The following is a 25,848-nucleotide window of genomic DNA, read 5'->3' as shown; positions in this document are numbered from 1 at the left end:
TGTCCTGTTCTAGCCGATGGGCTGACGTACACTAAGAGGAGAGATGCTCCGGTTAGAACTATACGGAGACACTCTCCGTTTGGCAATCATGTTTTGAAAGGTGTTTCTGTGCGCGCTGACGCCCAACGCAACCGCGATCGGATCGTGGAGGTTGCACGTGCGCTTTTCCGCGCCAAAGGCTTCGACGCCGTTTCGATGGACGAGGTCGCCAAAGGGGCCGAGGTGGGCCCCGGCACGCTGTACCGGCACTTCCCGACCAAAGAGTCCCTTTACGACGCGGTCCTTGAGGCCTGGGCGGGGAAGGTCAACGCGGCAGTCGACAGGGCGCTTTCGCTCGACGCCTCCGCGCGGGAGCGGCTGTTGACCTGGCTGACTGATTATGCGGCGATGCTGACAGAACACAAGGGTGCAGCCGCGCGGATCACTGCTGCGCTGGGCGATCCCGGGTCTCCATTCGCAGCAAAATGCACGACGTACGTCAATGCGAATCAGCGCCTGATTGACGGGTTGGACTCGGCCCTGCGCCCCGGCGTCGAGGCAATGCAAATCAGTCGGCTTGTTGGCGGCATGGCCGCAGTGGCAGATAACAGCGAGCTTCCCGCCGACTCAGTGGCATCGATGCTTGCGATTGTCGCTGACGGACTGCTCGCTCCCTGACACGCCCAGTGCCGACAGGCACTATCCAGCTTGAGCAGGTTCAAGCAAGATAGCCGCATGAAAAAACTTATGATGGCCAGCTTCGCAGCGGCAATGATGGCGTTTGGCGGAATCACCTTAGCGGCCCCGGGCAATGCGGCGGACCCCCAGTCCTCCCATGTTGCGGGGCAAATCATGGTTAAATTCCATGATGATCGCGCGGCATCCGCCGTACTACGCCAGCATGGGCTCAGCGAGGGCCCTGGCATCGGCGGCACCGGCGCCCAGCTCATCAAAGTTCCGGCTGGCAAGGAATTCCAGCTCATCGAAGCTTTAAGCCGGAACCCGGCGGTTGAGTACGCCGAGCCGGATGAGGTGGTTACTGCCGCGTCCGATGACCAGTATTTCCCGCAACAGTACGCCCTGCAGAACGTCGGCCAGTCTCTTACGAACACCGCCGGCACGCTGCTAGCGGCCAACGGCACAGAGGATGCCGATGTGGACGCCGTTGAAGCATGGGGCGTCACGACCGGCGGGGGCACCAAGGTGGCCATTCTCGATACGGGTGTGGCAAACGTCCACGACGACATCGCACCGCAGGTTGTTGGATACGCGAACTTCGTCAGTGCGGACACCAAAGAGGATCCCAAAGCAAACCCTGAAGATAAGTACGGTCACGGCACCCACGTCGCCGGCATCGTTGCCGCCAAGTTCAACAACAAGATTGGTGTTGCCGGTGTGTGCCCGGACTGCAGCATCCTGGATGTCAAAGTGCTCAATGACACCGGGTCCGGTTCCAGTTCAGTCATTGCCAACGGCATCAGCTGGGCCGCCGACAATGGCGCCAAGGTCATCAATATGAGCCTTGGACAGCGCGTCTCTTCACGCACTCTCGAAGCTGCCGTCAATTACGCCTGGAATAAGGGTGTAGTAATAGTTGCCGCGGCAGGCAACGCCGGTACCCAGGCCAAGATCTACCCGGGTGCCTATCCCAACGTCATTGCCGTGGCTGCAACGGACAACAAGGACAACAAAGCATCCTTCTCAACCTATGGAAAGTGGGTGGATGTCGCCGCACCGGGTGTCAACGTGTACTCGACCTTCCCGAACCACGAGTTCGTCCTGGGTACGCAGAACGGCCGGTCCATGGGTTATGACGTCGCCAGCGGCACCTCGATGGCCTCGCCTGTTGTCGCCGGCGTGGCCGCGCTTGTCTGGAGAACACCTGCCGGCACCGAAAACAAATTGGTCCGCGCAAGAATCGAATCAACCGCCGACCCGATTCTCGGCACCGGCACCGACTGGGCACATGGCCGCGTGAACGCATGCAAGGCCGTCGCTGGCACCTGCCCTTAGCTGTCGCGCGGTTGCGGTCAGGACTGGAGAGACTGCATCACGGACAGGTGCCCGGCGCGTGCAGCGATGAGGCATTTGGCCAGGTAGAAGGGCCGGTTCGCGTGCCTGACGTACTGTGTCAGCACGAGGACCGGATCCGGGGCCCGCAGGTCCAGCAGCTTGGCGCGGCTGGGGCCCACCTGGCTCAGGCTGATCTGGCATTCGCCGGGTCCGAGAACCCGGCCGAAGCGGTTGTTCAGGCCGGCAAGAAGGGTGCTGCCGCCGTCGTCGTCGATTTCCAACGGCGCCGCGGCAGCTTTGCCCAGCCTCACGGGCTGGGCTGAGACGTTCTCCTGCAGGTGGGCGACGGGCTCGCCGTCGCGGATCAGGACGGACTCCCAGAGCCAGACGTCGCTGCCGGGTTCGACGCCGACGCCGGGCGCGGCGAATTCGGAGGCCGGCTGGCGCACCACCTGGGTCCGCTTGATTTCCACCTGCTTGCCGGGGCCGCCGAGGACTTCTTCGAAGGGCCGGATGCGTTCGATGCCGATGCGGGGGAGCGTGTCGGAGACGAACCGGCCGACGCCGCGCCGGGCACGGATGAGGCCGTCCTCCTCGAGCAGCATGAGGGCCTCGCGGACCACTGTGCGGCTGACCTTCATGTCGGTGCCGAGCTCGGTCTCGCTGGGAAGCATCGACCCGGGCTGCAGCAGGTTGTTGCGGATGGCTTCGGCAATCCGTGAGTAGACGGCAACGCGGAGCGGCGAACCGGGCTGGGCCGTAATCGGCTGGGACAAGAACCGGGCGGCGTCGTCGTGCACGTTATGCCTCGCTTAGTGGGTCTGGGGATTCCCAGCCTACGACAAGTGTGACTTGTTTGTTGGACAAGTGCGGCTTCGGGAGGTTCCTGGGCTCCAATGCTGTGCCTCATGCGTTTTTGCTGGAACCGCGACGATTCCCGGTGTCCTTACTTGGTGACCAATGTGGCCGGTGATGAGACTTGCTGCGTTGTGCCCGGCAGGGGCTGCTTTTACGGCAGAAATCGCTCGCCGTGGGGTGCCGGATAGTGGGCGAAAGACCTGCCTCTTGCCTGGAGGGTCACGGAAACTGGCTCGCTGAATCCCGCCTCCGGCGAACACTCCATGAGGGCCTGCGGCAACGTAGCATCAGAGTAAGCGGCAGCCAGGAGTGTGGCGAAAATGTTTGAGCGATTTACGGACCGGGCCCGACGTGCCGTGGTCCTTGCCCAAGAAGAGGCACGCACGCTGAACCACAATTACATCGGTACCGAACACATCCTCTTGGGTCTGATCCAGGAGGGTGAGGGCGTTGCCGCCAAAGCTCTTGGGTCCTTGGGTATTTCGCTCGACGGCGTACGCGAGCAGGTGCAGGAGATTCTCGGCCCGGGCCAGCAGGCGCCGTCCGGCCACATCCCCTTCACTCCGCGGGCCAAGAAGGTGCTGGAGCTCTCGCTCCGCGAGGCCCTGCAGTTGGGCCATAACTACATCGGCACGGAGCACATCCTGCTGGGGCTCGTCCGCGAGGGTGAAGGCGTGGCCGCCCAGGTGTTGGTCAGGCTCGGCGTAGACCTGAAAGGTGTCCGCCAGCAGGTGATCCAGCTGCTGTCCGCCCACCAGGGTGAAACCACCGGCGCCGGCCCCGGCCAGGACCGGGCTGAAGCGGCTCCCGCCGGATCCGTTGTCCTGGACCAGTTCGGCCGCAACCTGACGCAGGCCGCGCGCGAGAACACACTGGATCCCGTTATCGGGCGCGAGCAGGAGATCGAACGCGTCATGCAGGTCCTGTCCCGGCGCACCAAGAACAACCCCGTGCTGGTCGGTGAACCCGGCGTCGGCAAGACCGCCGTCGTCGAGGGCCTTGCCCAGGCGATCGTCCGTGGCGATGTCCCGGAGACTCTCAGGGACAAGCAGATCTATACCCTGGATCTGGGCTCCGTGGTGGCCGGCTCAAAGTACCGCGGTGACTTCGAAGAGCGGCTGAAGAAGGTCCTCAAGGAGATCCGCACCCGCGGGGACATTCTTTTGTTCATTGACGAGATCCACACCCTGGTGGGCGCCGGTGCCGCCGAGGGTGCGATCGATGCGGCCTCGATCCTGAAGCCGTTGCTGGCGCGCGGTGAGCTCCAGACCATCGGTGCCACCACCCTTGACGACTACCGCAAGCACATCGAGAAGGACGCCGCGCTGGAGCGCCGCTTCCAGCCTATCCAGGTCAAGGAGCCTTCGGTTGCGCACGCGATCGAGATCCTCAAGGGCCTGCGTGACCGCTACGAGGCGCACCACCGCGTCACCATCACCGACGGCGCGCTGGTCGCCGCGGCGAACCTCTCGGAGCGTTACATCTCGGACCGCTTCCTGCCGGACAAGGCCATCGACCTCATCGACGAAGCCGGCGCACGCCTGCGCATCCGCCGCATGACCGCTCCGCCGGAGCTGAAGGCCATGGCTGAGATGATCGCCGACGTCAGGACGGCGAAGGAGTCCGCGATTGACGCGCAGGACTACGAAGGCGCCGCTTCGCTGCGCGACAAGGAGCAGAAGCTCATTGCCGAGCGGGCAGAGAAGGAACGCCACTGGAAGACCGGCGGCATGGACGACATCTCCGAGGTGGATGAGGATCTCATCGCCGAGGTGCTGGCGAACTCCACCGGCATCCCGGTGTTCAAGCTGACCGAGGAGGAATCCTCGCGCCTGCTGAAGATGGAAGACGAGCTGCACCAGCGCGTCGTGGGCCAGAATGAGGCGATTAGGTCGATTTCGCGGGCTATCCGCCGCACCCGTGCAGGCCTGAAGGACCCCAAGCGTCCGGGTGGCTCGTTCATCTTCGCCGGCCCCACCGGCGTCGGCAAGACCGAACTCGCCAAGGCCCTCGCGGAGTTCCTCTTCGCCGACGAAGAGGCCCTGATCACCCTGGACATGTCCGAGTACTCCGAGAAGCACACGGTATCGCGGCTCTTCGGTGCCCCTCCGGGCTACGTCGGTTACGACGAGGGCGGACAGCTGACCGAAAAAGTCCGGCGCCGTCCGTTCTCCGTGGTCCTGTTCGACGAAGTGGAGAAGGCCCATCCGGACCTCTTCAACTCGCTGCTGCAGATCCTGGAAGACGGCCGCCTGACCGATAGCCATGGCCGGGTGGTGGACTTCAAGAACACCGTGATCATCATGACCACCAACCTTGGAACGCGGGACATTTCCAAGAGCGTTGCCACGGGCTTCCAGTCCGGCACGGACACGCAGACCGGCTACAACCGGATGCGCGCCCGGGTCACAGAGGAGCTCAAGCAGCACTTCCGCCCCGAGTTCCTGAACCGTGTTGATGACGTTGTGGTGTTCCCGCAGCTGACCCAGGACGAGATCATCGAGATCGTGGACATGTTCGTGGCCCGCCTGGAGAAGCGCCTCAAGGACAAGGACATGGGCATCGAGCTCACCACCGCGGCCAAGGTGCTCCTCGCAACCCGCGGGTACGACCCCGCCATGGGTGCCCGGCCGCTGCGCCGCACCATCCAGCGCGAAATCGAAAACCAGCTCTCCGAGAAGATCCTCTTCGGCGAAATCCACGAGGGCGACATCGTTGTGGTGGACGTGGATGGCGAAGGCGACGACGCCAAGTTCACCTTCGCCGGAAACACCAAACCCCGGATCCCCGACGCACTGCCCGCCGCGAGCTAAACCAGAAAACCAAGGCTGACCACCGGAGTAACCAAGCAGAAAGAAGGCAGACGTCGGGTAATGTAACGGACTGGTAACGTAGAACCAATGCGGTATCAGTCTGGTCAAACACGAGTCACGCAGCTGGATGGCCTCAGAGGGGTTGCCGCCCTTGTGGTTGTTGCCTGCCATGTAGTATCCACACTCCCGGGAATCGGGGGTGTATTTAGCAACCGGTCCGTGGGACTCAACACTGCGGAGATGTGGGCGGTCTTCTCGCCGCTGCACGTCCTCTGGAATGGCACTCCGGCTGTCCACGTCTTTTTTATGCTCTCAGGCTTCGTCTTGGTCCTGCCATTCACCAGACCAGGGGCGGTCACCAGGTGGGCCCCTTACTACGCCAAGCGTTTGCTCCGCCTTTACCCTCCGGCCTGGGCATCCCTGGCCGTGGCCGTGGCGTTGATTACAATCGTTCCCCGGTCTGCGTCGCCGGAGCAGAGCCCCTGGGCGGACATGTACGTGGTCGACCCAAGCATGGGTCAGGTCTTGAAGGATGCCTTGCTCCTGCTGAACGCCAGCACCATCAACACTCCGCTTTGGTCCCTCAAATGGGAAGTCGCGTTCTCCCTCTTGCTCCCGGCCTACGTCGTCATCGCCCTCCGCTGGAGAAACTTCTGGCACGTGAAAATCGGCATCGCACTTCTGCTGGCCGTGCTTGGAGCTGTGCAGGACCTGGAGTGGATGTCATATCTCCCGATCTTCGCCATAGGGGCCGTATTCGGCGCTGAACGTGAGCGGATAACTGAGTTGACCCAATTCTGGCCCCGCTCCGTGTGGTTCCTCGTGGCCGCCGCTGGCCTGTTCCTGGCCAACGCGGAATGGATCAGCCCCGATCAGCCGATTGTCGGTGTCCGGGCCGTTGTCACAGTGGGTGCGGCACTGATTGTCTTGCTGTTCGTGCAGTGCAGGTCGGCCAAGCGGCTCGGGGATACGGCCGTCGCGCAATGGCTCGGACGTGTTTCCTTCAGCCTTTACCTGCTGCACCTTCCGATCATTCTTGCCGGCGTCACATTGCTGAGATCAGTCTCGCTTCCTCTGGCGCTCGCCGTATCGGTGGCCGTCTCGTTCGTGGCGGCCGAGCTGTTCCACCGTTACGTGGAACAACCGGCCCACCGGCTATCGATAGCCGCCGGGCGTGCTGTGGGGCGCCGGATCAGCCGGGACGCCTGCATGGACAGCCCGGATGGCCCACCCGTCCGGACCCTGGCAGAGGCGACTTCGGGGCACCGCCGGTTAGGAGCCCTGCAGGCTCAACCACTAGAGGTTTCGACAGGCTCAACCATCGGTCCGCCGGGCACCGCCGCCACCTCAACCGCAACCCCGGCCTCCCGGAACTTCGCCAGCTCACCCGCGTCGGCGCCGTCGTCAGTCACCAGCGTCCACGGCAGGGCGAGCCTTGCCCAGGCGTGGAAGGGGCGCACGCCGAGCTTGGACGAATCCGCCAGGACGTAGACGTTGTTGCCGCGCCGGGCCATGAGCTCCTTGAGCCGGGTCTGGGCGTGGTCGGCCTCGCAGATGCCGTCCTCGGCCGTCACCGCGTCGGCGCTGAGGAACACGCGGTCAAAGCTCATCCGCTCCAGGGCTGCTTCGGCCAGCGGGCCCACGAAGCTCTGGCTCAGGTTCCGCAGCCGCCCGCCCAGGCAGTCCACCTCGATGCCCTCGGAGTCTGCCAGCTCCTGCATGGTGTTGATGCCCGGGGTGGTTACGGATAGCCGGTCAAAGTTGCGCAGCTCGTGCGCCAGGGCGCCCACGGTCGATCCGGCGTCGAGCAGTATGTTCTCGCCGGTCCGGATAACCGCAGCCGCCCAGCGGGCAATGGCGTGCTTCTGCTCGAAGGCTTCGCCAGTGCGCTGCCGCAGCGATGCCTCAGGGTGCGCGCCCAGGGCCATGGCGCCGCCGTAGGTGCGGGCCAGCCGGCCCTGCCCGTTCAGCAGCGCCAGGTCGCGGCGGATTGTGGAGGCCGTGACCTCGAACCGGGCGGAGAGTTCCTCCACCGAAGCCAGACCGGTGGTGACCGCCAGGTGGTAGATCTCCTCGCGCCTGGCATTTGCGCTCAGCATTCCCGGTCTCCTTCCCGTGGGCGTGGTACCCATGCTAGTTCCGGCCCGGCGTAACTGCCCGCAGCATTGCCCTGTCCGCCTACACGGCCACACTGGGCCGGGTGGCCATCTCGGCCGCCTGGTGCAGCGCCTCCACCATGCTGCGCGAATCGGCGATCGCCTTGCCGGCAATATCAAAGGCGGTGCCATGGTCCACGGAGGTCCGGATCACCGGCAGGCCCACCGTGATGTTCACGCCGGCCTCGATGCCCAGCACTTTCACCGGGCCGTGCCCCTGGTCGTGGTACATCGCCACCACCAGGTCGTAGTCACCGCGGCCGGCCAGGAAGAACAGGGTGTCCGCAGGCAGCGGCCCGGTCACGTCGATGCCGGACTCGCGGGCCGCCCGGACGCCGGGCTCGATCTTCTCCGCTTCCTCACCCTGGCCGAACAGCCCGCCCTCGCCGGCGTGCGGGTTGATGGCGCACACGCCGATCTTCGGCTGCGGGATGCCGGCCCGGATCAGGGCCTCGTGGCCGCGGCGGATGGTGCGTTCCACCAGCGCCGGGTTGATCTTCCGCACGGCGTCCATCAGTCCGATGTGCGTGGTCACGTGGATGACCTTGATCTTGGGCGTGGAGAGCATCATGGACACTTCCTCCGTCCCGGTCAGCTCCGCCAGCAGTTCGGTGTGCCCGGGGAAGATGTGGCCGGCGGCATGCAGCGCCTCCTTGTTCAGCGGCGCCGTGCAGATGGCCTGCACCGTTCCGCCCATGGCCAGTTCGCTGGCCACCCGGATGTACTCATACGCGGCATGGCCCGCCACCGGGGAAAGTTCGCCCCAGGCGAGGTCCTCCGGCAGCAGCGCCAGGTCGATCACGTTCACCCGGCCCGGGCTGAACACCGCGTCCTGCACCGTGGCCACCGGCTGGATGTCCGCCTGGATCCCCAGGATGTCCGCGGCCTGCCGGAGGCGCAGTGCGTCCCCGATGACCACGGGCCGGCACTCGGCGTTTATCTGCGGGTCCAGGGCGGCGGCCACCACCACCTCGGGCCCAACACCGGCGCCGTCGCCCATGGTGACGGCGACATACGGGAGTTCCGCGGGATCAACGATGTTCATGGAAGGTCCTTTTCCGGGCAGGGACGGCTGGGACGCCGTCGGCAGAGGGGAGTTCATTGTGGGGGGATTCCCCGTCAGGGAAGCTGATGCGCGGTAGCCGGCCAGTGCGGCCAGGATGGTGCGGAGGCTGTTGGCGTCGCCGAAGCTGCCCGGCCGCGTGACCACGGGGCTTCCGCCCGGAGCCAGCGACAGGACGGCGCCGTGTTCGATCTCGCCCAGCACGCTCAGCCGCTGCACGCCCAGCGCATCAAGCACCGAACGGGCGGTTTCCCCGCCCGTGAGCATCAGCGGCCGGCCGGCGGCGAGGGGAGCCACCGCCCGGGCCAGTGCGGCGGCGATATTTGACGACACCGCGGGATCCACCGTGGAAGCATCCGCGGTCACCGCCGCGGGACCTGCTGCCAGCGCCTCCTGCAGCGGAGCGGGATCGGCCGTTCCGGCCAGGAGGTCCGCGGGGGAGAGGCTAATCACGGCCACGCCGTCGCCGGCCAGCGCCTGCAGCTGCTCCCGTGCCGGGCCGGACGCCGAGCCCACCACCAGCAGCGGAAATCTTCCGGAACCGGGCTGGCCGTTTGGGGAACGTACGACGGCGGCACCGCCCTGGGGTGCCCGGCCTGCGGTCCGCGCCAGCGCGGCTCCCAAAGCGGAAGCACCGGCGAACCGGATGCCGGGAAGGCTGAGGGCAGCGGCGACGATGGCATCCAGATCCGCGGGAGTCTCGGCGTCGCAGATCACCACCGGATAGGGGTGTCCGGCGGTGGCTGTATTCAGCGCGGTGTGGAGTCCTGTATTGCCGCTGCGGACGGCGGCCAGGTCCACCGCCGCCGTCGGCAGCGGGGCGAGGGCTGCGGCTATGGTGGCGGGCGGAGCCGAGGATTCAGCATGCCACAGCGTGGTCTGATGCAGCGGCACTCCGCGGTGGTGCACCGTCCCGTTGACGGTGCTGCGGCCCAAGGGAGGGAGGGCGGGCGCCAGGATGACGGGGCCGGCTGCAGCCAGAACCGCGAGCTGGGACGCCAGGGGACCGCGGAGCAGGGAGTCGATCTTGAGGAACACCGTGGGGGAGCCCTCTCCGGCGGGGAGTGAGTCCAGGATCTGACGCAGCCGCCCGGCTGCCTCGTCAGCAGGGAACCTGCGGTTGTCCGTATCCAGCACCAGGGGGCCGGCGCCCGGCCAGGGGTTCCGGAGCGCGAAACCCAGCTCCTCCGCAAGGTGCGGCAACAGGCGGACGAGCGGGGCGCCGTCGTCGGACGCTGTTTCGAGGTACGGGCCGGACTGCGCGCTCTGCGCAGAGTGAGTGAGCGGCCCGCCGGATTCAGCCAGAAAGGCCGCCGCCGTTTCGGCGGCACCGGAGAGGTCGTCAGCAATGGCGATGATGCGCTGCATTGCTGCCTCCTTTGGCATCGGCGGATCCGGGTTCGGTGCAGCCGTTTGACGGTGAAGCCGTTTGGAAGCGGCCTGCACAAAACACGCTAACGCACTTGCGTGGTTTGCGCAATCGTGGCATTGTGATGGGAGTAACACCCCTGGCGCTCGTATCAGCAGGATGCAACGCCTCGGCCGGCAGGAGCCGGCCCTCACATGGAGGTCAAAGATGACTCGATCGGACAGCGTTGCCGGCGGCAGCGGATTCCTCGGCGAAGTAGCCCAGCGTTCACTCTCCCGGCGTTCCCTCCTCCGGTGGAGCGCCCTCGCCGGAGCCGGTGCTGTACTGGCTCCCGCCGTCACTGCCTGCGTGGGTCCGTCCGCCCCCGGCGGCGGCGCCACCGGAACCGGCACCCTCACCCTTGGACTCAACCGCTCGCTGGTCAGCCTGGACAACAAGCTCAACCAGTTCGACGCCGCCGTCACCGTCCAGCGCGCCGTCCGCCAGGCCCTGACCGAGATCGGCGATGACCTCAAGCCGCGCAATGTCCTGGCCGAAAGCTTCGAACTGACCAGCCCCACGCAGTGGACCGTCAAGCTCCGCAACGACATCAAGTACTCGGACGGCACCAAGGTTGCCGTGGAGGACGTGGCCAAGGCCCTGGAGATGTACAGCCAGGTCAACGGCTCCTTCCTGGCACCCCAGTTCCCGGAATGGCCCACCGTGAACAAGAAGGACGAACTGACCTTCACCCTGGACACCAAGGCCCCGCTGCCCGTGCTCAGCACGCTGATGTCCAACATCCTCATCACCCCGGCCGCCGCCAACAAGCCCGAAGAGCTCCAGGAGGGTGTGGGCACTGGACCCTACAAAGTGGCCTCCGCGGACCGCGGCACCGGCACCTACAAGCTGGTGGTCAACGAGAACTACTGGGGTGAGAAGCCGAACATCACCGAGGTCAATGTCCGGTTCATGTCCGAGGAATCCAGCCGCGTGGTGGCCCTCCGCTCCGGCGAGGTGGACGTCATCGACTCCATTACCCCCGATTCCGTGGCCCAGCTGAAGACCGTTGACGGCATCAAGATTGAATCGGTCACCGGCACCCGCTACAACCAGCTCTTCTACAACTTCCGCAAGCCCGCGAACAGCCCCATGTCGGATCCGAAGGTCCGCGAGGCGCTCTCCTACGGCTTCGACCACCAGAGCGTGGTGGACGGCATCCTGGGCGGCACCGTCACCTCGGCCAAGGGCGTTGTCCCGCAGACCCTGGCTGGCTCGGTGGAAACCGGCGAGTACAAGTTCGATCCCGCCAAGGCCAAGTCCATGCTCGCGGACCTTGGCGTCTCCAACCTGGCCGTCAAGGTCATCTGGGAGACCGGGGAATTCGCCGGCGACGTGTCCATCATGGAAGCCCTCGTGGAAATGATGAAGGAGATCGGCGTCAAGGCCGAGCTGCAGCAGTTCCAGCCCGGCGGCGACATCTCCGCCTGGCGCCAGGGCAGGGCCGGCGACTGGGACATCCTGGGCAACGGCTACGGGAACCAGACCGGCCTGGCGCTGACCAACCTGCAGGGCATGTACGCCGGCACCGCGGAGAAGGAAGCCACCCGCGACACCTACCACGGCTTCGTTTTCCCGGAGATCAGCAGCAAGATCATCGCCGCGACCTCGGAGACGGATACCGCCAAGAGCACGCAGCTGCTCACCGACGTCCAGAAGGACATCTGGGCCAAGTGGCCCTGCATGTGGGCGTTCATCCCCAACGCCGTGCTGGCCCGCCGCACACGTGTGGAGGGCATCAAGCTCCGCCCCATCAACTCCTACCAGCTCTCCTCAGTCAAGGTGAACGGCTAGTCCCATGCTCAGATATGTCTCCAAGCGGTTGGGGCAGAGCCTGCTCACGATCTTCCTGACCGTGTCCACAGTCTTTGTCCTGATCCGGATGGCTCCGGGCGACCCGGCCTACGCCCTGGCCGGGCCGCTGGCCTCCACCGGAGACCTCGAAAAGATCCGGATTTCCATGGGGCTCAACGAACCCCTGCTGTCCCAGTACGGCATCTTCCTCCGGGAGCTTGCCGCCGGGAACATCGGCAAGTCCTACTCGTTCCAGGCACCCGCCCTGGAAGTGGTGATGGCCCGGCTGCCCAACACCGTCTTCCTGGCGGTGCTGGCCATCCTGCTGGCCATTGTGGTGGCCATCCCGCTGGGCGTGTGGATGGCCAAGCGTGCCGACACCAAGCGTGAGCTCGGCGTCAACGTGCTGACCATCGCCGGGCAGTCCATGCCGGACTTCTGGATCGGCATCATGCTGCTGACCCTGTTCGCCGTGGTGTTCCCCATCTTCCCGTCTTCCGGTTTTACCAGCTGGTCCGGGGTGGTCCTGCCGGTCACGACTGTGGCCATCCTGCAGATCGCGCTGGTGTCCCGGATGGTCCGCCGCGAGGTGGGCAGCAACCTGGCCGCCCCGTACCTCACCGTGGCCAGGGCCCGCGGCACCGGCGAGCAGAAGCTCACCTGGGCCTACGCCATGCGCAACTCCTCCATCCCCATCCTCACCACCCTGGGCACCCGGTTTGCCGGCATGCTCAACGGCGTTGTGGTGGTGGAAGTGGTGTTCAACTGGCCCGGCCTGGGATCGCTGGTGGTCCGGGCCCTCGAAACCCGCGACTACCCCCTCATCCAGGCCACGGTGCTGGTGACGTCTGTGCTGGCCGTCGGAGTCCAGCTCCTGATCGATCTGTGCTACCCGCTGCTGGACCCGCGGGTCCAGCTCGGAAAGGTGTCCGTCGCATGAGTGCCGTCAACGATATCCCGCTCGCCGCCGAGAGCATGAAACGGCCGACGGCGGTGACCAGGCGCCTGCTCCGCCGCTCCTCAGCTGCCAGGCGGGAGCGCTCGGCCAAGGTGAAGATGGTGCTGGGTGCCTTCCTCACCGCGCTGGTGGTCCTGCCCATCGTCCTGGCCCAGGTCCTCCCGCTGCCGGACGCCGATGCCCAGGCCATCACCTCCCGCTTCAAGCCCCCGTTCAGCCCGGACCACCTGTTCGGCACCGACCAGCTGGGCCGGGACATCCTCTCCCGGGTCCTGCACGGCGGCCAGGTCTCGTTGACCATCGGCGTGCTCGCCGTCGTGATTTCCGGCCTTGTGGGCGTGGTGCTCGGGGCGCTCGCCGGCTTCTTCGGCGGCTGGGTGGACGCAGTGGTGTCCCGCCTCATCGAGGCACAGCTCTCGCTGCCCCTGCTCATGATGCTCCTGCTGGTGGTGGCGCTCTTCGGCCCCTCCATTCCCGTGATCACCTTCGTGATCGCCATCGCCCAGTGGCCCGAGCCCGCCCGACTCACCCGCTCCCTGGTGCTGGTGGAACGCGAAAAGCCGTACGTCCAGGCCGCCAAGGTCCTGGGCCTGCACCAGATCACCACCCTGGTGAAGCACGTCATCCCGAACGTCATCAACCAGGTGATCGTGGTGGTGCTGCTCCTCCTGGCCACGGCCGTGCTGATGGAGAGCGCGCTGAGCTTCCTCGGCGCCGGCCCGCAGCGGCCCTTCGCAACCTGGGGCCGGATCATCTCCGACGGCCAGGACTTCCTCACCACCTCCTGGTGGATTGTCACCCTCCCGGGTGCCGTGATCGCCATCCTGGTGGTGGGCGTGAACCTGCTGGCCGACGGCCTGCGGGACCGCGTCCGCCGCCGGAAGGGGGCAACGTCATGAGCGTTCTGGAAGTCAGGGACCTTTCCGTCGAACTGATGACTACCGGCGGCGTGATCCGCGCCGTGGACGGCATCTCCTTCTCCATCGACGCCGGCCAGACCGTCACCATCATCGGTGAGTCCGGTTCCGGCAAAAGTACGACGGCGATGGGCCTCCTCCGGCTCCTGCCGGACGACCTCGCCGTCATCTCCGGCCACGCAGTGCTGGACGGCGTGGACGTGGTCACCGAACCGCGGAAGTTCGCCAGGCTCCGCGGCCGCTCCGTTGCCCTCATCCCGCAGGACGCCATGACCGCGCTGTCCCCGGTGCACACCATCGGCCGGCAGCTGGGCGAGGCGATCCTCCGCAAGGGCCCCGCGTCCAAGGCCGGGCTGAACCGGCGCTCCGTGGAGCTCCTGGAACAGGTCCGCATCCCCACGCCGGAGGCGCAGCTGAAGAAGTACCCGCACCAGCTCTCCGGCGGCATGCTGCAGCGCGTGCTGATCGCCATGGCGCTCGCCGTTGACCCCGTGCTGCTGGTGGCGGATGAACCCACCAGCGCGCTGGACGTCACCGTGCAGGCGGGCATCCTGGACCTTCTGATGGAACTACAGGAGCGCACCCACGTGGCCATCCTCATGATCACGCACGATCTTGGCGTGGCCCGGCTGGTCTCGGACCGGATCCATGTGATGAAGAACGGACAGTTTGTGGAAAGCGGCGAAGTGGAACAGATCGTGGCGCATCCGCAGACGGACTACACCAAGAAGCTCCTTGCCGCGGTGCCCAAGCTGGGCCGCTGGGACGGCGAACCCCATCCGGATGCGCTGGATTCCGGCCCGGCCGCCAGCCACTTAGCGTCCGGCAGCCAGGCAACCCTGAACGGAGCACACCCGTGAGTCCAGCATTGAACGCTTCCGCGAGCACGCCCGCGAGCACGCCCATCCGTCAGGACCTGGTGCTGTCCGTTAGGAACCTCACGGTGGACTACGCGGTGCACCGGACCAGCTTCCGGGCCGTGGACGATGTCAGCTTTGACGTCCCGCGCGGCAGCACAGTGGCCATTGTGGGGGAGTCCGGCTGCGGCAAGTCCACCATCGCCAAGGCGATTGTCCGGCTGCTGACACCAACATCCGGGGAGATCCTGCTCAACGGCCAGGACATTGCCCGGATGCCCGCCCGGCAGCTGCGTCCCCTCCGGTCAAAGGTGCAAATGGTGTTCCAGGATCCCTACGGTTCACTGGACCCGCACCTCACGGCCGAGGACATCGTGGCCGAACCCCTGACCCTGCGCGGCATCCGGTCCGGCAAGGAACGCCGGGCGGCAGCCGCCAAACTGATGGACCAGGTGGGCCTTCCCGTTTCGGCCCTGGGCCGCCGCCCGGCGGAATTCTCCGGCGGGCAGCGACAGCGCATCGGCATCGCCCGGGCACTCGCGTCCAAGCCTGAACTGTTGGTCTGCGACGAGGCAACCAGCGCGCTGGACGTTTCGGTCCAGGCGCAGGTCCTGGAACTCCTTGCGGACATCCAGCGGGACAGCGGGCTCACCTACCTGATGATCAGCCATAACCTGGGCGTGGTGCGCGAAAGCAGCAGCCACGTGGTGGTGATGTCCAAGGGAAGGATTGTGGAGCAGGGGCCCACCGAACAGGTCCTAACCAGGCCCAAGGACCCCTACACCCGGGCACTGCGTGCCGCCGCCCTGGATCCGCTGACCATGACAGGGCGCAAGCCGCGCGAACTGGTATCAAGACTGAACAAGGTAGCGCCGCAGGGCGAACCCGTACTGATGGAGGAAGCAAGCTGATGCAGGGAACCAACGTGGCGGGCCTGGAACTTCCCATTTCGCAGCTGGCACTGGGCACCATGACGTTCGGGGACACGGTGCCGGGAGAAGTTGCCGCCGGCATGCTTTCTGCCGCGCTCGACGCCGGGATCACGGTGGTAGACACCGCCAACGGGTATGCCGGCGGCGCCAGCGAGGAAATCCTGGCGAAGCTCCTGCCGGGTAAACGCGATGCCATCATCCTCGCCTCCAAGGCGGGAATGCCGCACCCGGATGCGGGCGATCACACACCGCTGTCGGCGGAAGGGCTCCGGCGCTCCGTCGACGGCAGCCTCCGGCGGCTTGCGACGGACCGGCTGGACCTTTTCTACCTCCACCAGCCGGACCGGAAAGCGCCGCTGGAAGAGACGCTCGCCGTCGTCGGGCGGCTGATCCGCGAAGGCAAGATCGGCGCCTGGGGTGTGTCCAACTTCGCCGCGTGGCAGATCAGCGAGCTGAATGCCGCTGCCGACGCCTCCGGCACACCCCGGCCAGTGGTGGCGCAGCAGCTGTACAACCTTCTGGCCACCCGGATCGAAGACGAATACCTGGAGTTCGCCCAGCACACCGGCCTGCTGACCATGGTCTACAACCCGCTGGGCGGCGGGCTCCTCACCGGCAAGCACACGTTCACCGAGTCACCCACGGAAGGCCGGTTCGGCAGCTCCCGGCTCGCCGAAATGTATAAGAAGCGGTACTGGGACCCAAGGCTCTTCGAAGCCGTACGCCAGCTGGGCGGCATAGCGGACGGCGCAGGCGTGCCCTTGCCGGAGCTGTCCTTCCGATGGCTGCTCAGCAAACCGGGGGTCGGGTCCATCCTGCTTGGCGGTTCCAAGGTCGCCCAGCTCCAAGCCAATATCGAAGCCGCCGCGAAGGGTCCGCTGCCGGAGGACGTGGTCAGTTCCTGTGATGACGTGGCTGCCGGCATCCGCGGGCCGATGCCTACATACAACCGCTGACCGTTCCCGTAGGGGACTGTCCGCGCATGAGTACACCACAAACTGAAGAGGAATCCGCCATGACCGCCGCATCATTTGCCGCAAAAGCCCGCGCCCACGAGACCGTCGTCGGCTATTGGATCGTCCTGGATTCACCCGTGTCCACAGAACGCATTGCCCGCGTGGGCTACGACTACGTCGCCCTGGACGCACAGCACGGGCTGATGGGGTATTCAGGGTGGCTCAACGGGCTGATGGCCATCGACGCCGCCGGTGCCGCGGGGATTGTGCGCGTTCCCGCAAACAACGCCGCCAACATCGGGCAGGCGCTCGACGCCGGCGCAGCGGGAGTCATCGTGCCGTTGGTGAACAACGCCGCCGAAGCAGCCGAGGCCGTCCGGGCAGTCCGGTACCCGCCCCACGGTATGAGGTCCTACGGCCCCATGCGGTCGGCGCTCCGCATCGGGCCCAAACCGGCAGATGCTGATGCAACCGTGCTTTGCCTGGCCATGATCGAGACGCCGGAAGGACTCGAGAACGTCAAGGAGATCTGCGCGGTTCCCGGGCTTGACGGCGTATACATTGGCCCCTCCGACCTCTGCCTCGCCGTCGGGGGAAAGTTCCCCAACGATCCGGACGTCGCCGACGAGTTCAACGCGGCGCTCACCACCATCCGTGAGGCGGCCGACGCCGCCGGTGTGATCGCCGCGATCCATACTGCCGGTGGCGACATTGCGCGGCAGCGGATCGACGAGGGGTTCACTTTCATCACCGTGGCCTCCGACCTGACGCATCTCGAGTTGGCGGCCGCGGACCACCTGAAGGTAGCAAGGGGCGAGTAGCGCCCGCCTCCAGCCGTTTGGGCAGTAAACCGGCTTACCGATTCCTGCCCCAAACCTGCACTAGAGCTGCGGATAACCGCCCGGATCCTTGATGCTACGAAGGCACTCTGAATTCAACATCACCGGATCAGGCTCCCGCCGAAGCCGGCGAAGGAAGCAACAGAGGCTGCAGGAAGCAGGAAGTGCCATGAGCCAAGCATTAACCCTGGACGAAGTCACCGCGACCGGGGGCGTCATCACCGATGACCGTCCCGTTCACTTCCACGCGTTGGGGCTCGCCGGATGCATCGACAGGCTGACCATCCCCCTTCGCCAGGGAGGAACCTCTGTCCGGTGGGAGACGCCCCATCACGGTATCGAAATACCGGCGGCCTGTGCCGCGCTGCTCTACCACGCCGCCCAGGAAACACTCACCAATGCGTTCAAATATGCCCATGCCACCGAGCTGACTGTTCGGCTGGCGGCCGTCTACCACGGAAGCAGGGTCCGGTCCTCGTTGTCTATGAGGCCGGGCCGACCGGGTTCGGGTTGGCCCGGCGCCTGACGTGTGCGGGGATCGAGTGTGTGGTCGCTGCACCGTCCAAGCTGCAAAGACCCTCCGGGGACCGGGTGAAGACCGATGCCCGCGACGCCGAGCATCTGGCCCGGTTGGCCTTGCTGGGACAAATAACACCCGTGCGGGTCCCTGGCTACGCGGATGAAGCGGCGCGTGATCTGGTGCGTGCCCGCGAAGACATCCGTGCGGACCTGATGCGGGCCAGGCACCGAATCTCCAAACTCCTCCTCCGCCACGGCCTGGTCTACTTCGGCGGACATGCCTGGACCGACGCCCACCACACCTGGCTGCACCGGCAACACTTTGAGCCGGGCTTACCCCTTAGCCACCAGCCCCGGCACTCCATCCCGGATCTCGAACGACGCCTTCGCGGACACGGGCGCACCCGGCGTCGTGACGTGATCCAGCACCCGGAAGTCCGCGGTCATCGCGTCGCGAGTGATCTTCGTGTTCACGTATCCGCGGTTGTCGTTGTAGAACTTCAGGTGCGAATTAAAGGCCATGGTCGGGTCGGTCGTGGAGCCCGATCCGTCGCCGGTCGACGTGATGGACGTGCACACGAGCTCGGAACCGACCACCGGTGATGCCGGGTCCTTGTAGTCGACCTTGATGTCGTTGGCCCAGTTCCGGTGCACGTCGCCGGTGAGGACAACGGCGTTGCGCACGTTCGCGTCCACCCAGCCCTGGGTGATGCGGCGCCGTGACGCGGCGTAGCCGTCCCACCCGTCCATGGACACGTCGTCGATGTCGGGCGCCTGGTTACGGTCGCGCTCGGCGAAGAACACCTGCTGGCCCAGGATGTCCCAGCGCTGCGTGGAGTTTTTGAAGCCGTCCAGCAGCCACTTCTCCTGCTCGGCGCCGGTGATGGTGCGGTCCTCGGACAGGCGTTCCGCCACGTTCTTCTTCCAGCCGTCCCCGGCCAGCTGGTCGTTCCTGTACTGCCGGGTGTCCATCATGTGGAAGTTGGCCAGCTGGCCCCACTCGATGGTGCGGTAGATCTTCATGTCGAACCCGGCCGGCACCGACGAGGCGCGCAGCGGCATGTTCTCGTAGTACGCCGTGAACGCGGCGGCCCGGCGCTGCCGGAACCGCTCGGTGGTGTCGTTCAGCTGGCTCGCATCGGTGTTCTCCGGGACCTCGTCCGCCCAGTTGTTGTCCACCTCGTGGTCGTCCCAGACCACCAGCCACGGTGCGACGGCGTGCGCGGCCTGCAGGTCGGCGTCGGACTTGTACTGCGCGTGACGCTTGCGGTACCCGGCGATGCTGGAGGTCTCCGGGCCTTCGTGGTCGCGCGGGTTCCCGCCGCCAATCACGTAGTTGCCCTTCTTGTACTCGTACATGTAGTCGCCCAGGTGCAGCACCAGGTCCGGGTGGTCCTCCGCCAGGCGCGTGTAGGCCGTGAAGTAGCCGTGCTCATACTGCGAGCAGCTGGCGAACGCCATGGCCAGTGCCTCCGGCGTCTCGTGCGGCGCGGGGCTGGTGAGGGTCCGGCCGACGGCGCTGATGTGGCGGCCGCTGCGGAACCGGTAGAAGTATTCGCGCCCAGGCTTCAGGCCACTCAGCTCCACGTGGACGGAGTGGGCGTTCTCAATCCGGGCCTGTTCGACGCCGCGTGCCACCACGCGGCGCATGCCGGCATCCTCGGCCACCTCCCAGGCGATCGGCACGGTGCGTTGCGGCATTCCGCCAAGCCCGTCCTCGGCGAGCGGGTCCACGGCCAGCCGCGTCCAGATGACAAAGCCGTCCGGCCACGGCTCGCCGGAGGCGATGCCCAGCATGAACGGATCGGTGCGGAGCCCGGCGTCGTCCGCTATGGAAGTGGCGACGGCGGCACCGGGCAGAGCGGCGACGAGCCCTGCCCCGAGGCCGACGGAAAGAAGTGATCTGCGCGAGATATTGGTGTCCATGGCGTCGACCGTACGGAGGCCGGTTGGACAGGTCCTGAGGTCGGTGTGAATGGTTGGTTAACTGCGTGTCAAAAGCTGTCGATTTTGAGCGGTGCATACCTGCGCTGCCGCCGACAAGACCTTCGCCTATCTTGCCTGAAACTTTAGCGGATCTTGCCTGAGCGGGATGAACATCAATTCATAACCGGAAGGAGTGAGCATCATGGTTAACGAACAAGAATTGCTGGATTGGGTTTCCCCGCGCAAACAGCGGGAAATCGACAACCAGGCGGCATTTCTTCGCTATCTGCTGGAGCGCGAAGAGGCACAAGTGGGTGGGAAATCATGAACGATTACGTTCGCCGTCCTCGTGAACCGTATGACGCGCATTTGGTCATCAAACGCGACCTCGCGAACATCATCGCCAAATACACGGACAGGGGCGACCATGAAATTGCCGCTGTCTACAAAGAAGCACTTGCCCGTTACAACCGCGGCTGAATCTGCAACCAGGGCAGGACGCCCCGGCCACTAGGGAGCTCGACTCTGGGAAGCGCCCCCGCGCGCGGAGCTACTTCTTTGCGGCCCTGGCCTTCGGCTCTTTCGGCGGCAGGCTGGCGACGTACTCGTAAGCCTTCTCAACCCAGGCCTGTGCCCGGGCGTCATCGCCGTCGCCCTCTGCGTTCCACACCTCCGGGAGCCCGGTGTAGCCGCCCATGGGCCGCTCCGGCGGGCCGAACGGGACGGTCCGCTCCGTGCCTTCAAGTTCCTGTTTGTCTGCCTCGGAGAGTTTGACCCCGATCGTGAGCCCGAACAGCCCGGCGAACATGTTCCCGTTGACGAATGCGCCCAGGTTGCCGAACATCGGCTTGACCACCACATCCGGATGGTCCGGCACCACTTTCCGGAAGTGCTCCTTGTCGGCGTCGGACGGTTTAGGCATTTCCATGTGAACGTCTCCCTTATCTGCCGGAACGTGCTGCCAGAGATGGTCTGCCTGCAGGATATGCCCGTTCCGGGGCGCGGTCGAGGCTTTGGGACAGGCATCGGCAGCCCGTGTTCGGGTTCCTTGTCAGCCCCTCCCGCCGGGAGGAGACTTGCTACAAGTCATGCGTCAGCGGCGGATGACGGTGTCTCCTGCGGGGGCCGGCGTGCCCTCTTGGCTGGTCGGGGTAAGTCATGGACGGACCTGGGATACGGAACGCGTTCGTCGTCGTCAACGGGGAGGCGGCGGGGACCCGGTTTGTCATCCCGCACGGGACAACGACCATCGGCAGCGACGAAGGATCACGGCTGCGCCTGCCCGATTCCGGCGTCAGCCGCCGGCACGCCCTCCTGACCTCACTGGACGGCCGGACCATCCTCGACGACCAGGACTCCCGCAACGGCACCTGGGTCAACGGCCACGCCATTACCGCGCCCACCGAACTCACCGACGGTGACGAGGTCCAGTTCGGGCAGGTCAGGCTCCGCTTTGTGGAAGGGACGTACGACGGCGGCAGCGCACCACCGGGGGCGGCCGGCGAACCGGAGGGACGCCGGCCCGCCCCGGCTTCTGCCCGGAAGAAGGGCTTGGGCGCGGCGCTGCTTTTCGCGGCCGCGATCAATGTGGTGGGACTGATCGGCAATAGCCTGACCGCGTTCCTGACCGAGCTGACGCCGACGTGGACGTGGTTCGTCACCCCGGCCATGGGCCTGGTTGTTGCCCTTGGCGGCGAGGCGCTGGATTACTTCAAAGACAAGGCACAGCCGGCGCCCAAGCGGCCTAAACCGCCGTATCGGCCGTCAATGCGAGTGCAGCCGGCACGGCCCGCACGCCCGCTAAGACCCGGCTACCCGGAGACCCATGCGGGATCCTATGACGCCGGGGCCGCGCATCCTTCCGCGCCGTCAGAGGCTCCGACGCGTAAGGGTTCCCGTCCGGTCGTCGCTACAGTGCTGGTGACCTTGCTCCTGCTCGGCGGCGGCGGGTGGCTGCTGGCCGCAGGGGCGAGTTACGCCGTCGGCTACTTCTCGGGCAATGAGGACGGTACTCAGCGGCTGGCACGTCAGGTGGTTACCGAAGCCGAAGGTGTTACCGTCACCGTACTTGGCATCCAGTCCACCGCACATTTCACCCGCGTGGAGATCCATGTGCGGAACGGGACCACCAGTTCCATGTCACTGCCGCTGTTCCACAACGCCATCCTCACGAGCCCGGACGGCACCACCTTTGACGCCGATTCCTTCCGCAGCACCTGGCAGCCGGACATACCGCCCGGAGGCCAGCGCAAGGGGACCATCAACTTCGAAAACCAGTTGCCAGAGTCCGGCGGCACGGTGTCGCTCAGCTTTGTCACGGTGTTCATGCAGGGGTTCGACGGACCGCGGTCCATCACCGTCCCGGACATCCCGCTGATGCCAGTGGTAATGCCGCTCTGAAAACCCGTGTACAGTAGAGACCGTTGTTGTGTTTGTATTTGGTAGTTCAGGCAGTACGCGAGGTCGAAAGTCCTCGTTCTTCTGAAGTAGCGGTTTTGAACACCCCACACCGGAGGACCCGAAAGTCGGGACAGTTCCTCTACCTTCACGAAGGACATAAAAAAATGGCTACTGGTACCGTCAAATGGTTTAACGCTGAAAAGGGCTTCGGCTTCATTTCCCCCGATGACTCCTCACAGGACGTTTTCGCACACTACTCTGCGATCAACTCCTCCGGTTTCCGCTCCCTCGAAGAGAACCAGAAGGTCTCCTTCGAAACCGAGCAGGGCCCCAAGGGTCCCCAGGCTGTAAACATCCAGGCTATCTAATTTCTTAGATACCCGGGACCGTTTAGGTTTCATAAAGCAGGGCCGGTCAATGACCGGCCCTGCTTTTGTTTAACCCGGGTGTGCTTCGACGGCGGTGCCGGCTGAACGCCTTCCCGCGCAGAGGAATCAGCTCAGCGCAGCACAGACGTCGATTACCTGGCCCGCGCCGCTGAAGACCCTATATTCCTTGAAACTCGTGGTGATGGCGTAGTTGAAGTTGCCGACCAGCACGTAGATGCCCTGCCGGTCCGAATCCGGATCGTTGACAACAATGTTTCTGCCGGTGACGACGGTCTCGATAATGTTCCCCGTCGTCACTTCGCGGCGCACACCGGTGATGACGTAACTGACTGACTTGTCCGTATCCAAATTGGTCAGCGTTATTTTCTGGCCCGGCGACGTAACCGTCTTCACACCCCCGTTCACAATGGTCTTGGTCTTGCCAGTGAGCGTGTACTCGACGTCGAAGGAGCAGAAGATGTCCTTGGGCAGGAGGCCACTTTCATCAGTGATCGTGGGCGGCGCCGCGTGCACCGTCCCTGAACCGGCAATGAGAGCGACCAGTAGCAGCGGTAAGGCAAGAATTTTCTTCATGAGGAATTCCCTCCAATGAGTTGGGAAGTGCGCATTTCATTCGGCTCAGTTGCTGCGCACATTTTGACGGTCAGACATTCAATTGATGCGTGTTCTCTATCGAGAACCACGCGAATGAGACACCCAGGCACATTCACCCACTCGACTTACCCGTAAGTAAGTGTCAACTCTCAGCATTAACGTCTTTGAATAATGCTTAGGTGCAGGATATTAGCGTCCTGGGGGCGAGCAGGGGAAGTTAATTCCGCGATTCTAAGATCTTACTTTTTTTGGCTCGCGACTAATTTGCTCACGATGAAATCAATGCTCATTTGTTCACTCGTTTAACAACACAATTGTGTGACCAAATGGCAAAATTGATATCCATGGTGCCCCCATCCCCAGCCGAAGCTAAGGCTGCCCACGCATCGCCAGGAACGCCGCCAACGATGGGTTCCCGACCTCCTTCGCCAGCCACGGAACAGTCTGCGCCGCCGCCTCGTCGCCCAGTACTGCCCGGTGCGACTGGGCCCGCACCGTGAACTCCCGCATTCCGCTGCGGCTCGCCAGCTCGGCAAGCCGCTCCACGAACTTCGGTGCACGCGGCGACCCCATTGCGATGGCGACTTCCGCAGCCGTATCCAGCAGCCGGGCCGAATACCAGAGGTACCACGGCTTGGGTTCCAGGCCGCGGTCTATCCAGTGCTCGGCCGCAGCCAGGTCGCCATGTGCCAGGAAGAGCCGTGCTTCGGCTCCTGCCGCCAGCGCCATGTAGCAGTGGTCGCCGGCCAGCTCGGCCATCACCCAGGACCGGTCGATGAACGCCGCCGCTTCCTCCAGCTGCCCGGCCGCAAGATAGGTCTCGCCCCGGACCCCGGCGACAAACGGTTCGAACGCCGTCCAGTGTTCCTCAGCAATCCAGATCAGTGCCCGGTCCAGGGACGCCGCCGCCAGCTCCAGCTCCCCGCGGAGCAGGTGCACCCGGCCAAGCAGCGCCTCGCTGAATGCCTGCTGCCGGCGGTTTCCAACCGCCTTGGCCACCCTCCCCGACTCGGTCAACGCAGTCACCGCATCCTCATACCTCGCGGTGTCCGAGGCCAGCATGCCCTGGATCGCCAGGATCCGGGCTTGTTCGTCGGGGAATCCCTCAGCAGCGACCATGGCCCGGTCCAGCCAGCCGGCCGCGCGATCAGGGACGCCGCGCTGCACGGACAGGTAGCCCAGCTCGCGGTACGCCGCAGCGGCAGTCCGGGAGGCGCCGTCGGGCCCCTCCGCCTGCAGCGCGCGGTGCAGGAAGTCCGCCACCTCGGCGCCGCGGCCGCCCGCTTGGTGGATCAGCGCCCCGGACAGCGTCACGAGCGACTCGGCGAGCAGGTGGCCGTCGCCGGTGCGCTGGGCCAGCACCACTGCGAGCCGCAACTGATCCAGTCCGCGGTCCACGGCACCGGCCCAGAGTGACGCGCCGCCGGCGTCGAGGTAGGACCGCACCGTCGCCGCGGTGGCCGGCATTCCGGGATCTGTTTCCGGCGCCGCATCGGACAGGGCACGACGGACTTCCGCGGGCAGCGGCAGCCCGAGCTCCTGTCGGTAGAGGTTTCCGCATTTAGTGACGTGCTCACGGGCCCGGCGGTGCTCGCCCAGCGCCACGAGCGACTTAACCAGGACGGCGTTGCAGTCCGCGTGGAAGGGGTCGCGGTGCAGCGCCAGCGTCGCCAGCTCCGCCGCCTCGCCGGGAGCGCCGGAAGCAAGGGCAGCCAGCGCGGCCTCATAGAGCAGGCACTGGACCACGTTGTCCAGGCGGTAACGCTGGTCCGCCAGCCACGAATCAAACACAGGGGAATCGGCGAAAGACAGCCCTTCCAGCAGCTGGCCGCTGAAGCGCCGCGGGTTGACGCCCGGGCTGCCGGCCGAGTCCACCACTTCCAACGCGTCGCAGCGCCACGGCGGCTGCAGGGTGAGCCGCAGGGGATCTCCGGCCACCGTCACGCCATCGAGCGTCCGCCGGAGTTCGGACAGGTTCCAGCGCAGGGCGCCGAGGGGATCCACGGCATCCGGAAAGAGCAGCGACGCGGTGCGGGAACGGCCGGTGCCGTCCGCCTGCAGCGCGAGGTAGGCGAGCACCGCCCAGGCCTTGCGGCCTCTGGGCTGCAGGGGAGTTGCGCCGGGGGTCTCGATCGCGGGCGGACCGAGGAGCCGAATCCAGTTCTCGGCCATACGGCTCATGGTACCGCTGGCCGCCGCCGGCGTCTGCGGGACTCACACGCTTGCTCACACGCCGCCGGCACACACTGAAAGCACCCAATCCGCACACACTCACCCGAGGTGGAAAAAATGGAACTGCTCGGCATCCTGCTACTGGGACTCTGGGTTCTCAGGGTCACCGTCCGCGCCATCCTGAGCGACGGCCGGGGCCACACGCCCGACATCCGCTCCACGGCGCCGTGGACGGCAGGCAACCTTCCCAGCGCGCCCTACGCATCGCCGCGGATCTAGCCGGTTTCGACGGGCTCAACCCCAAG

At 65.5% G+C, this 25,848-nt stretch carries 22 protein-coding genes and 3 pseudogenes; 18 read left to right on the top strand and 7 right to left on the bottom strand.

Going from position 1 to position 25,848, the window contains the following annotated elements:
* Positions 1-108 precede the first annotated feature (108 nt).
* Both J7I79_RS00215 and J7I79_RS00210 read left to right on the top strand, forming a co-directional pair.
* On the top strand, positions 109-657 hold the full coding sequence (locus tag J7I79_RS00215; protein WP_214948816.1) for a TetR/AcrR family transcriptional regulator: 549 nt from the start codon (positions 109-111) through the stop codon (positions 655-657).
* Between the two features lie 57 nt (positions 658-714).
* The gene (locus tag J7I79_RS00210; RefSeq protein ID WP_214948814.1) at positions 715-1,992 is read left to right on the top strand and encodes a S8 family peptidase; all 1,278 of its coding nucleotides are present in this window, start codon (positions 715-717) and stop codon (positions 1,990-1,992) included.
* 17 nt (positions 1,993-2,009) lie between these two features.
* On the opposite strand, the gene J7I79_RS00205 is transcribed toward J7I79_RS00210, so the two are convergent.
* Positions 2,010-2,792 (bottom strand): GntR family transcriptional regulator, encoded by a 783-nt coding sequence (locus J7I79_RS00205; protein ID WP_214948813.1) that lies wholly within the window; start codon positions 2,790-2,792, stop codon positions 2,010-2,012.
* 378 nt (positions 2,793-3,170) lie between these two features.
* Here J7I79_RS00205 and J7I79_RS00200 point away from each other — a divergent pair, with 378 nt between their 5' ends.
* Positions 3,171-5,663, top strand: coding sequence for an ATP-dependent Clp protease ATP-binding subunit (locus tag J7I79_RS00200; protein ID WP_214948812.1), 2,493 nt, complete (start codon positions 3,171-3,173; stop codon positions 5,661-5,663).
* 87 nt (positions 5,664-5,750) lie between these two features.
* Positions 5,751-6,716: pseudogene (locus J7I79_RS24850) on the top strand (acyltransferase family protein); the annotation flags it as partial.
* Between the two features lie 236 nt (positions 6,717-6,952).
* On the opposite strand, the gene J7I79_RS00190 reads toward J7I79_RS24850, so the two are convergent.
* Together J7I79_RS00190 and pdxA are read right to left on the bottom strand one after the other, a co-directional pair.
* Positions 6,953-7,762 (bottom strand): DeoR/GlpR family DNA-binding transcription regulator, encoded by an 810-nt coding sequence (locus tag J7I79_RS00190; protein ID WP_214948811.1) that lies wholly within the window; start codon positions 7,760-7,762, stop codon positions 6,953-6,955.
* A gap of 79 nt (positions 7,763-7,841) precedes the next feature.
* Complete coding sequence (pdxA, locus tag J7I79_RS00185) at positions 7,842-10,250, bottom strand: 4-hydroxythreonine-4-phosphate dehydrogenase PdxA (protein WP_214948810.1); 2,409 nt, start codon at positions 10,248-10,250, stop codon at positions 7,842-7,844.
* Between the two features lie 208 nt (positions 10,251-10,458).
* On the opposite strand from pdxA, the gene J7I79_RS00180 reads away from it, so the two are divergent.
* The 9 genes and pseudogenes from J7I79_RS00180 to J7I79_RS24060 form a co-directional block, all read left to right on the top strand.
* On the top strand, positions 10,459-12,084 hold the full coding sequence (locus tag J7I79_RS00180; RefSeq protein ID WP_214948805.1) for an ABC transporter substrate-binding protein: 1,626 nt from the start codon (positions 10,459-10,461) through the stop codon (positions 12,082-12,084).
* Positions 12,085-12,088: 4 nt separating this feature from the next.
* Positions 12,089-13,024 (top strand): ABC transporter permease, encoded by a 936-nt coding sequence (locus J7I79_RS00175; RefSeq protein WP_214948803.1) that lies wholly within the window; start codon positions 12,089-12,091, stop codon positions 13,022-13,024.
* Positions 13,021-13,941 (top strand): ABC transporter permease, encoded by a 921-nt coding sequence (locus tag J7I79_RS00170; protein ID WP_214948801.1) that lies wholly within the window; start codon positions 13,021-13,023, stop codon positions 13,939-13,941. The genes J7I79_RS00175 and J7I79_RS00170 overlap by 4 nt, the downstream gene beginning before the upstream one ends.
* Positions 13,938-14,819: an ABC transporter ATP-binding protein gene (locus J7I79_RS00165; RefSeq protein ID WP_214948798.1), complete on the top strand. Its 882-nt coding sequence runs from the start codon at positions 13,938-13,940 to the stop codon at positions 14,817-14,819. The genes J7I79_RS00170 and J7I79_RS00165 overlap by 4 nt, the downstream gene beginning before the upstream one ends.
* Before the next feature lie 44 nt (positions 14,820-14,863).
* A complete protein-coding gene (locus J7I79_RS00160) occupies positions 14,864-15,727 on the top strand; it encodes an ATP-binding cassette domain-containing protein (RefSeq protein WP_214948906.1) in 864 nt (287 codons plus the stop codon).
* Positions 15,727-16,704 carry an aldo/keto reductase gene (locus J7I79_RS00155; protein WP_214948797.1) on the top strand — a complete coding sequence of 326 codons (978 nt, stop codon included), beginning with the start codon at positions 15,727-15,729 and terminating at the stop codon, positions 16,702-16,704. Before J7I79_RS00160 ends, J7I79_RS00155 begins: the two co-directional genes overlap by 1 nt.
* A 26-nt stretch (positions 16,705-16,730) precedes the next feature.
* Positions 16,731-17,525 (top strand): HpcH/HpaI aldolase/citrate lyase family protein, encoded by a 795-nt coding sequence (locus J7I79_RS00150; RefSeq protein WP_251042209.1) that lies wholly within the window; start codon positions 16,731-16,733, stop codon positions 17,523-17,525.
* A gap of 187 nt (positions 17,526-17,712) precedes the next feature.
* Positions 17,713-18,012, top strand: a pseudogene (locus tag J7I79_RS00145) (ATP-binding protein); the annotation flags it as partial.
* A 41-nt stretch (positions 18,013-18,053) separates the two neighbouring features.
* A pseudogene (locus J7I79_RS24060) lies at positions 18,054-18,251 on the top strand (IS110 family transposase); the annotation flags it as partial.
* 144 nt (positions 18,252-18,395) lie between these two features.
* Here J7I79_RS24060 and J7I79_RS00135 read toward each other — a convergent pair.
* Positions 18,396-19,988 carry an alkaline phosphatase gene (locus tag J7I79_RS00135; protein WP_214948790.1) on the bottom strand — a complete coding sequence of 531 codons (1,593 nt, stop codon included), beginning with the start codon at positions 19,986-19,988 and terminating at the stop codon, positions 18,396-18,398.
* Between the two features lie 202 nt (positions 19,989-20,190).
* On the opposite strand from J7I79_RS00135, the gene J7I79_RS24535 reads away from it, so the two are divergent.
* Positions 20,191-20,316 carry a hypothetical protein gene (locus J7I79_RS24535; protein WP_258074244.1) on the top strand — a complete coding sequence of 42 codons (126 nt, stop codon included), beginning with the start codon at positions 20,191-20,193 and terminating at the stop codon, positions 20,314-20,316.
* Positions 20,313-20,468 carry a hypothetical protein gene (locus J7I79_RS00130; protein WP_181039024.1) on the top strand — a complete coding sequence of 52 codons (156 nt, stop codon included), beginning with the start codon at positions 20,313-20,315 and terminating at the stop codon, positions 20,466-20,468. Before J7I79_RS24535 ends, J7I79_RS00130 begins: the two co-directional genes overlap by 4 nt.
* 70 nt (positions 20,469-20,538) lie before the next feature.
* Here the strand turns inward: J7I79_RS00130 and J7I79_RS00125 are convergent, their stop codons facing one another.
* The gene (locus tag J7I79_RS00125) at positions 20,539-20,916 is read right to left on the bottom strand and encodes a TfoX/Sxy family protein (RefSeq protein WP_214948783.1); all 378 of its coding nucleotides are present in this window, start codon (positions 20,914-20,916) and stop codon (positions 20,539-20,541) included.
* Between the two features lie 230 nt (positions 20,917-21,146).
* On the opposite strand from J7I79_RS00125, the gene J7I79_RS00120 reads away from it, so the two are divergent.
* Entirely contained in the window at positions 21,147-22,388 is a 1,242-nt protein-coding gene (locus J7I79_RS00120; protein WP_214948781.1) for an FHA domain-containing protein, read from the top strand.
* Between the two features lie 164 nt (positions 22,389-22,552).
* Entirely contained in the window at positions 22,553-22,756 is a 204-nt protein-coding gene (locus J7I79_RS00115) for a cold-shock protein (protein ID WP_003806113.1), read from the top strand.
* Positions 22,757-22,882: 126 nt separating this feature from the next.
* Here the strand turns inward: J7I79_RS00115 and J7I79_RS00110 are convergent, their stop codons facing one another.
* On the bottom strand, positions 22,883-23,350 hold the full coding sequence (locus J7I79_RS00110; protein WP_214948779.1) for a hypothetical protein: 468 nt from the start codon (positions 23,348-23,350) through the stop codon (positions 22,883-22,885).
* 390 nt (positions 23,351-23,740) lie between these two features.
* On the bottom strand, positions 23,741-25,543 hold the full coding sequence (locus tag J7I79_RS00105) for an SARP family transcriptional regulator (protein WP_251042208.1): 1,803 nt from the start codon (positions 25,541-25,543) through the stop codon (positions 23,741-23,743).
* 117 nt (positions 25,544-25,660) lie between these two features.
* Between J7I79_RS00105 and J7I79_RS00100 the strand changes: the two genes are divergently transcribed.
* Positions 25,661-25,822, top strand: a complete 162-nt coding sequence (locus J7I79_RS00100; protein ID WP_214948775.1) for a hypothetical protein — start codon at positions 25,661-25,663, stop codon at positions 25,820-25,822.
* The last annotated feature ends 26 nt before the right edge of the window (positions 25,823-25,848 follow it).

The organism is Arthrobacter sp. ISL-69, from assembly GCF_018613775.1.
Taxonomy (GTDB): domain Bacteria; phylum Actinomycetota; class Actinomycetes; order Actinomycetales; family Micrococcaceae; genus Arthrobacter.
This window is presented reverse-complemented; position numbering and strand designations above follow the sequence as displayed.

Coding starts and splice junctions, on each gene's coding strand:
- J7I79_RS00165 (WP_214948798.1), top strand. CDS start 13,938: ATGAGCGTTCTGGAAGTCAGGGACCTTTCCGTCGAACTGATGACTACC.
- J7I79_RS00200 (WP_214948812.1), top strand. CDS start 3,171: ATGTTTGAGCGATTTACGGACCGGGCCCGACGTGCCGTGGTCCTTGCC.
- J7I79_RS00150 (WP_251042209.1), top strand. CDS start 16,731: ATGAGTACACCACAAACTGAAGAGGAATCCGCCATGACCGCCGCATCA.
- J7I79_RS00135 (WP_214948790.1), bottom strand. CDS start 19,988: ATGGACACCAATATCTCGCGCAGATCACTTCTTTCCGTCGGCCTCGGG.
- J7I79_RS00120 (WP_214948781.1), top strand. CDS start 21,147: ATGGACGGACCTGGGATACGGAACGCGTTCGTCGTCGTCAACGGGGAG.
- J7I79_RS00110 (WP_214948779.1), bottom strand. CDS start 23,350: ATGAAGAAAATTCTTGCCTTACCGCTGCTACTGGTCGCTCTCATTGCC.
- J7I79_RS00125 (WP_214948783.1), bottom strand. CDS start 20,916: ATGGAAATGCCTAAACCGTCCGACGCCGACAAGGAGCACTTCCGGAAA.
- J7I79_RS00175 (WP_214948803.1), top strand. CDS start 12,089: ATGCTCAGATATGTCTCCAAGCGGTTGGGGCAGAGCCTGCTCACGATC.
- J7I79_RS00190 (WP_214948811.1), bottom strand. CDS start 7,762: ATGCTGAGCGCAAATGCCAGGCGCGAGGAGATCTACCACCTGGCGGTC.
- J7I79_RS24535 (WP_258074244.1), top strand. CDS start 20,191: ATGGTTAACGAACAAGAATTGCTGGATTGGGTTTCCCCGCGCAAACAG.
- pdxA (WP_214948810.1), bottom strand. CDS start 10,250: ATGCAGCGCATCATCGCCATTGCTGACGACCTCTCCGGTGCCGCCGAA.
- J7I79_RS00210 (WP_214948814.1), top strand. CDS start 715: ATGAAAAAACTTATGATGGCCAGCTTCGCAGCGGCAATGATGGCGTTT.
- J7I79_RS00155 (WP_214948797.1), top strand. CDS start 15,727: ATGCAGGGAACCAACGTGGCGGGCCTGGAACTTCCCATTTCGCAGCTG.
- J7I79_RS00170 (WP_214948801.1), top strand. CDS start 13,021: ATGAGTGCCGTCAACGATATCCCGCTCGCCGCCGAGAGCATGAAACGG.
- J7I79_RS00180 (WP_214948805.1), top strand. CDS start 10,459: ATGACTCGATCGGACAGCGTTGCCGGCGGCAGCGGATTCCTCGGCGAA.
- J7I79_RS00100 (WP_214948775.1), top strand. CDS start 25,661: ATGGAACTGCTCGGCATCCTGCTACTGGGACTCTGGGTTCTCAGGGTC.
- J7I79_RS00115 (WP_003806113.1), top strand. CDS start 22,553: ATGGCTACTGGTACCGTCAAATGGTTTAACGCTGAAAAGGGCTTCGGC.
- J7I79_RS00130 (WP_181039024.1), top strand. CDS start 20,313: ATGAACGATTACGTTCGCCGTCCTCGTGAACCGTATGACGCGCATTTG.
- J7I79_RS00105 (WP_251042208.1), bottom strand. CDS start 25,543: ATGGCCGAGAACTGGATTCGGCTCCTCGGTCCGCCCGCGATCGAGACC.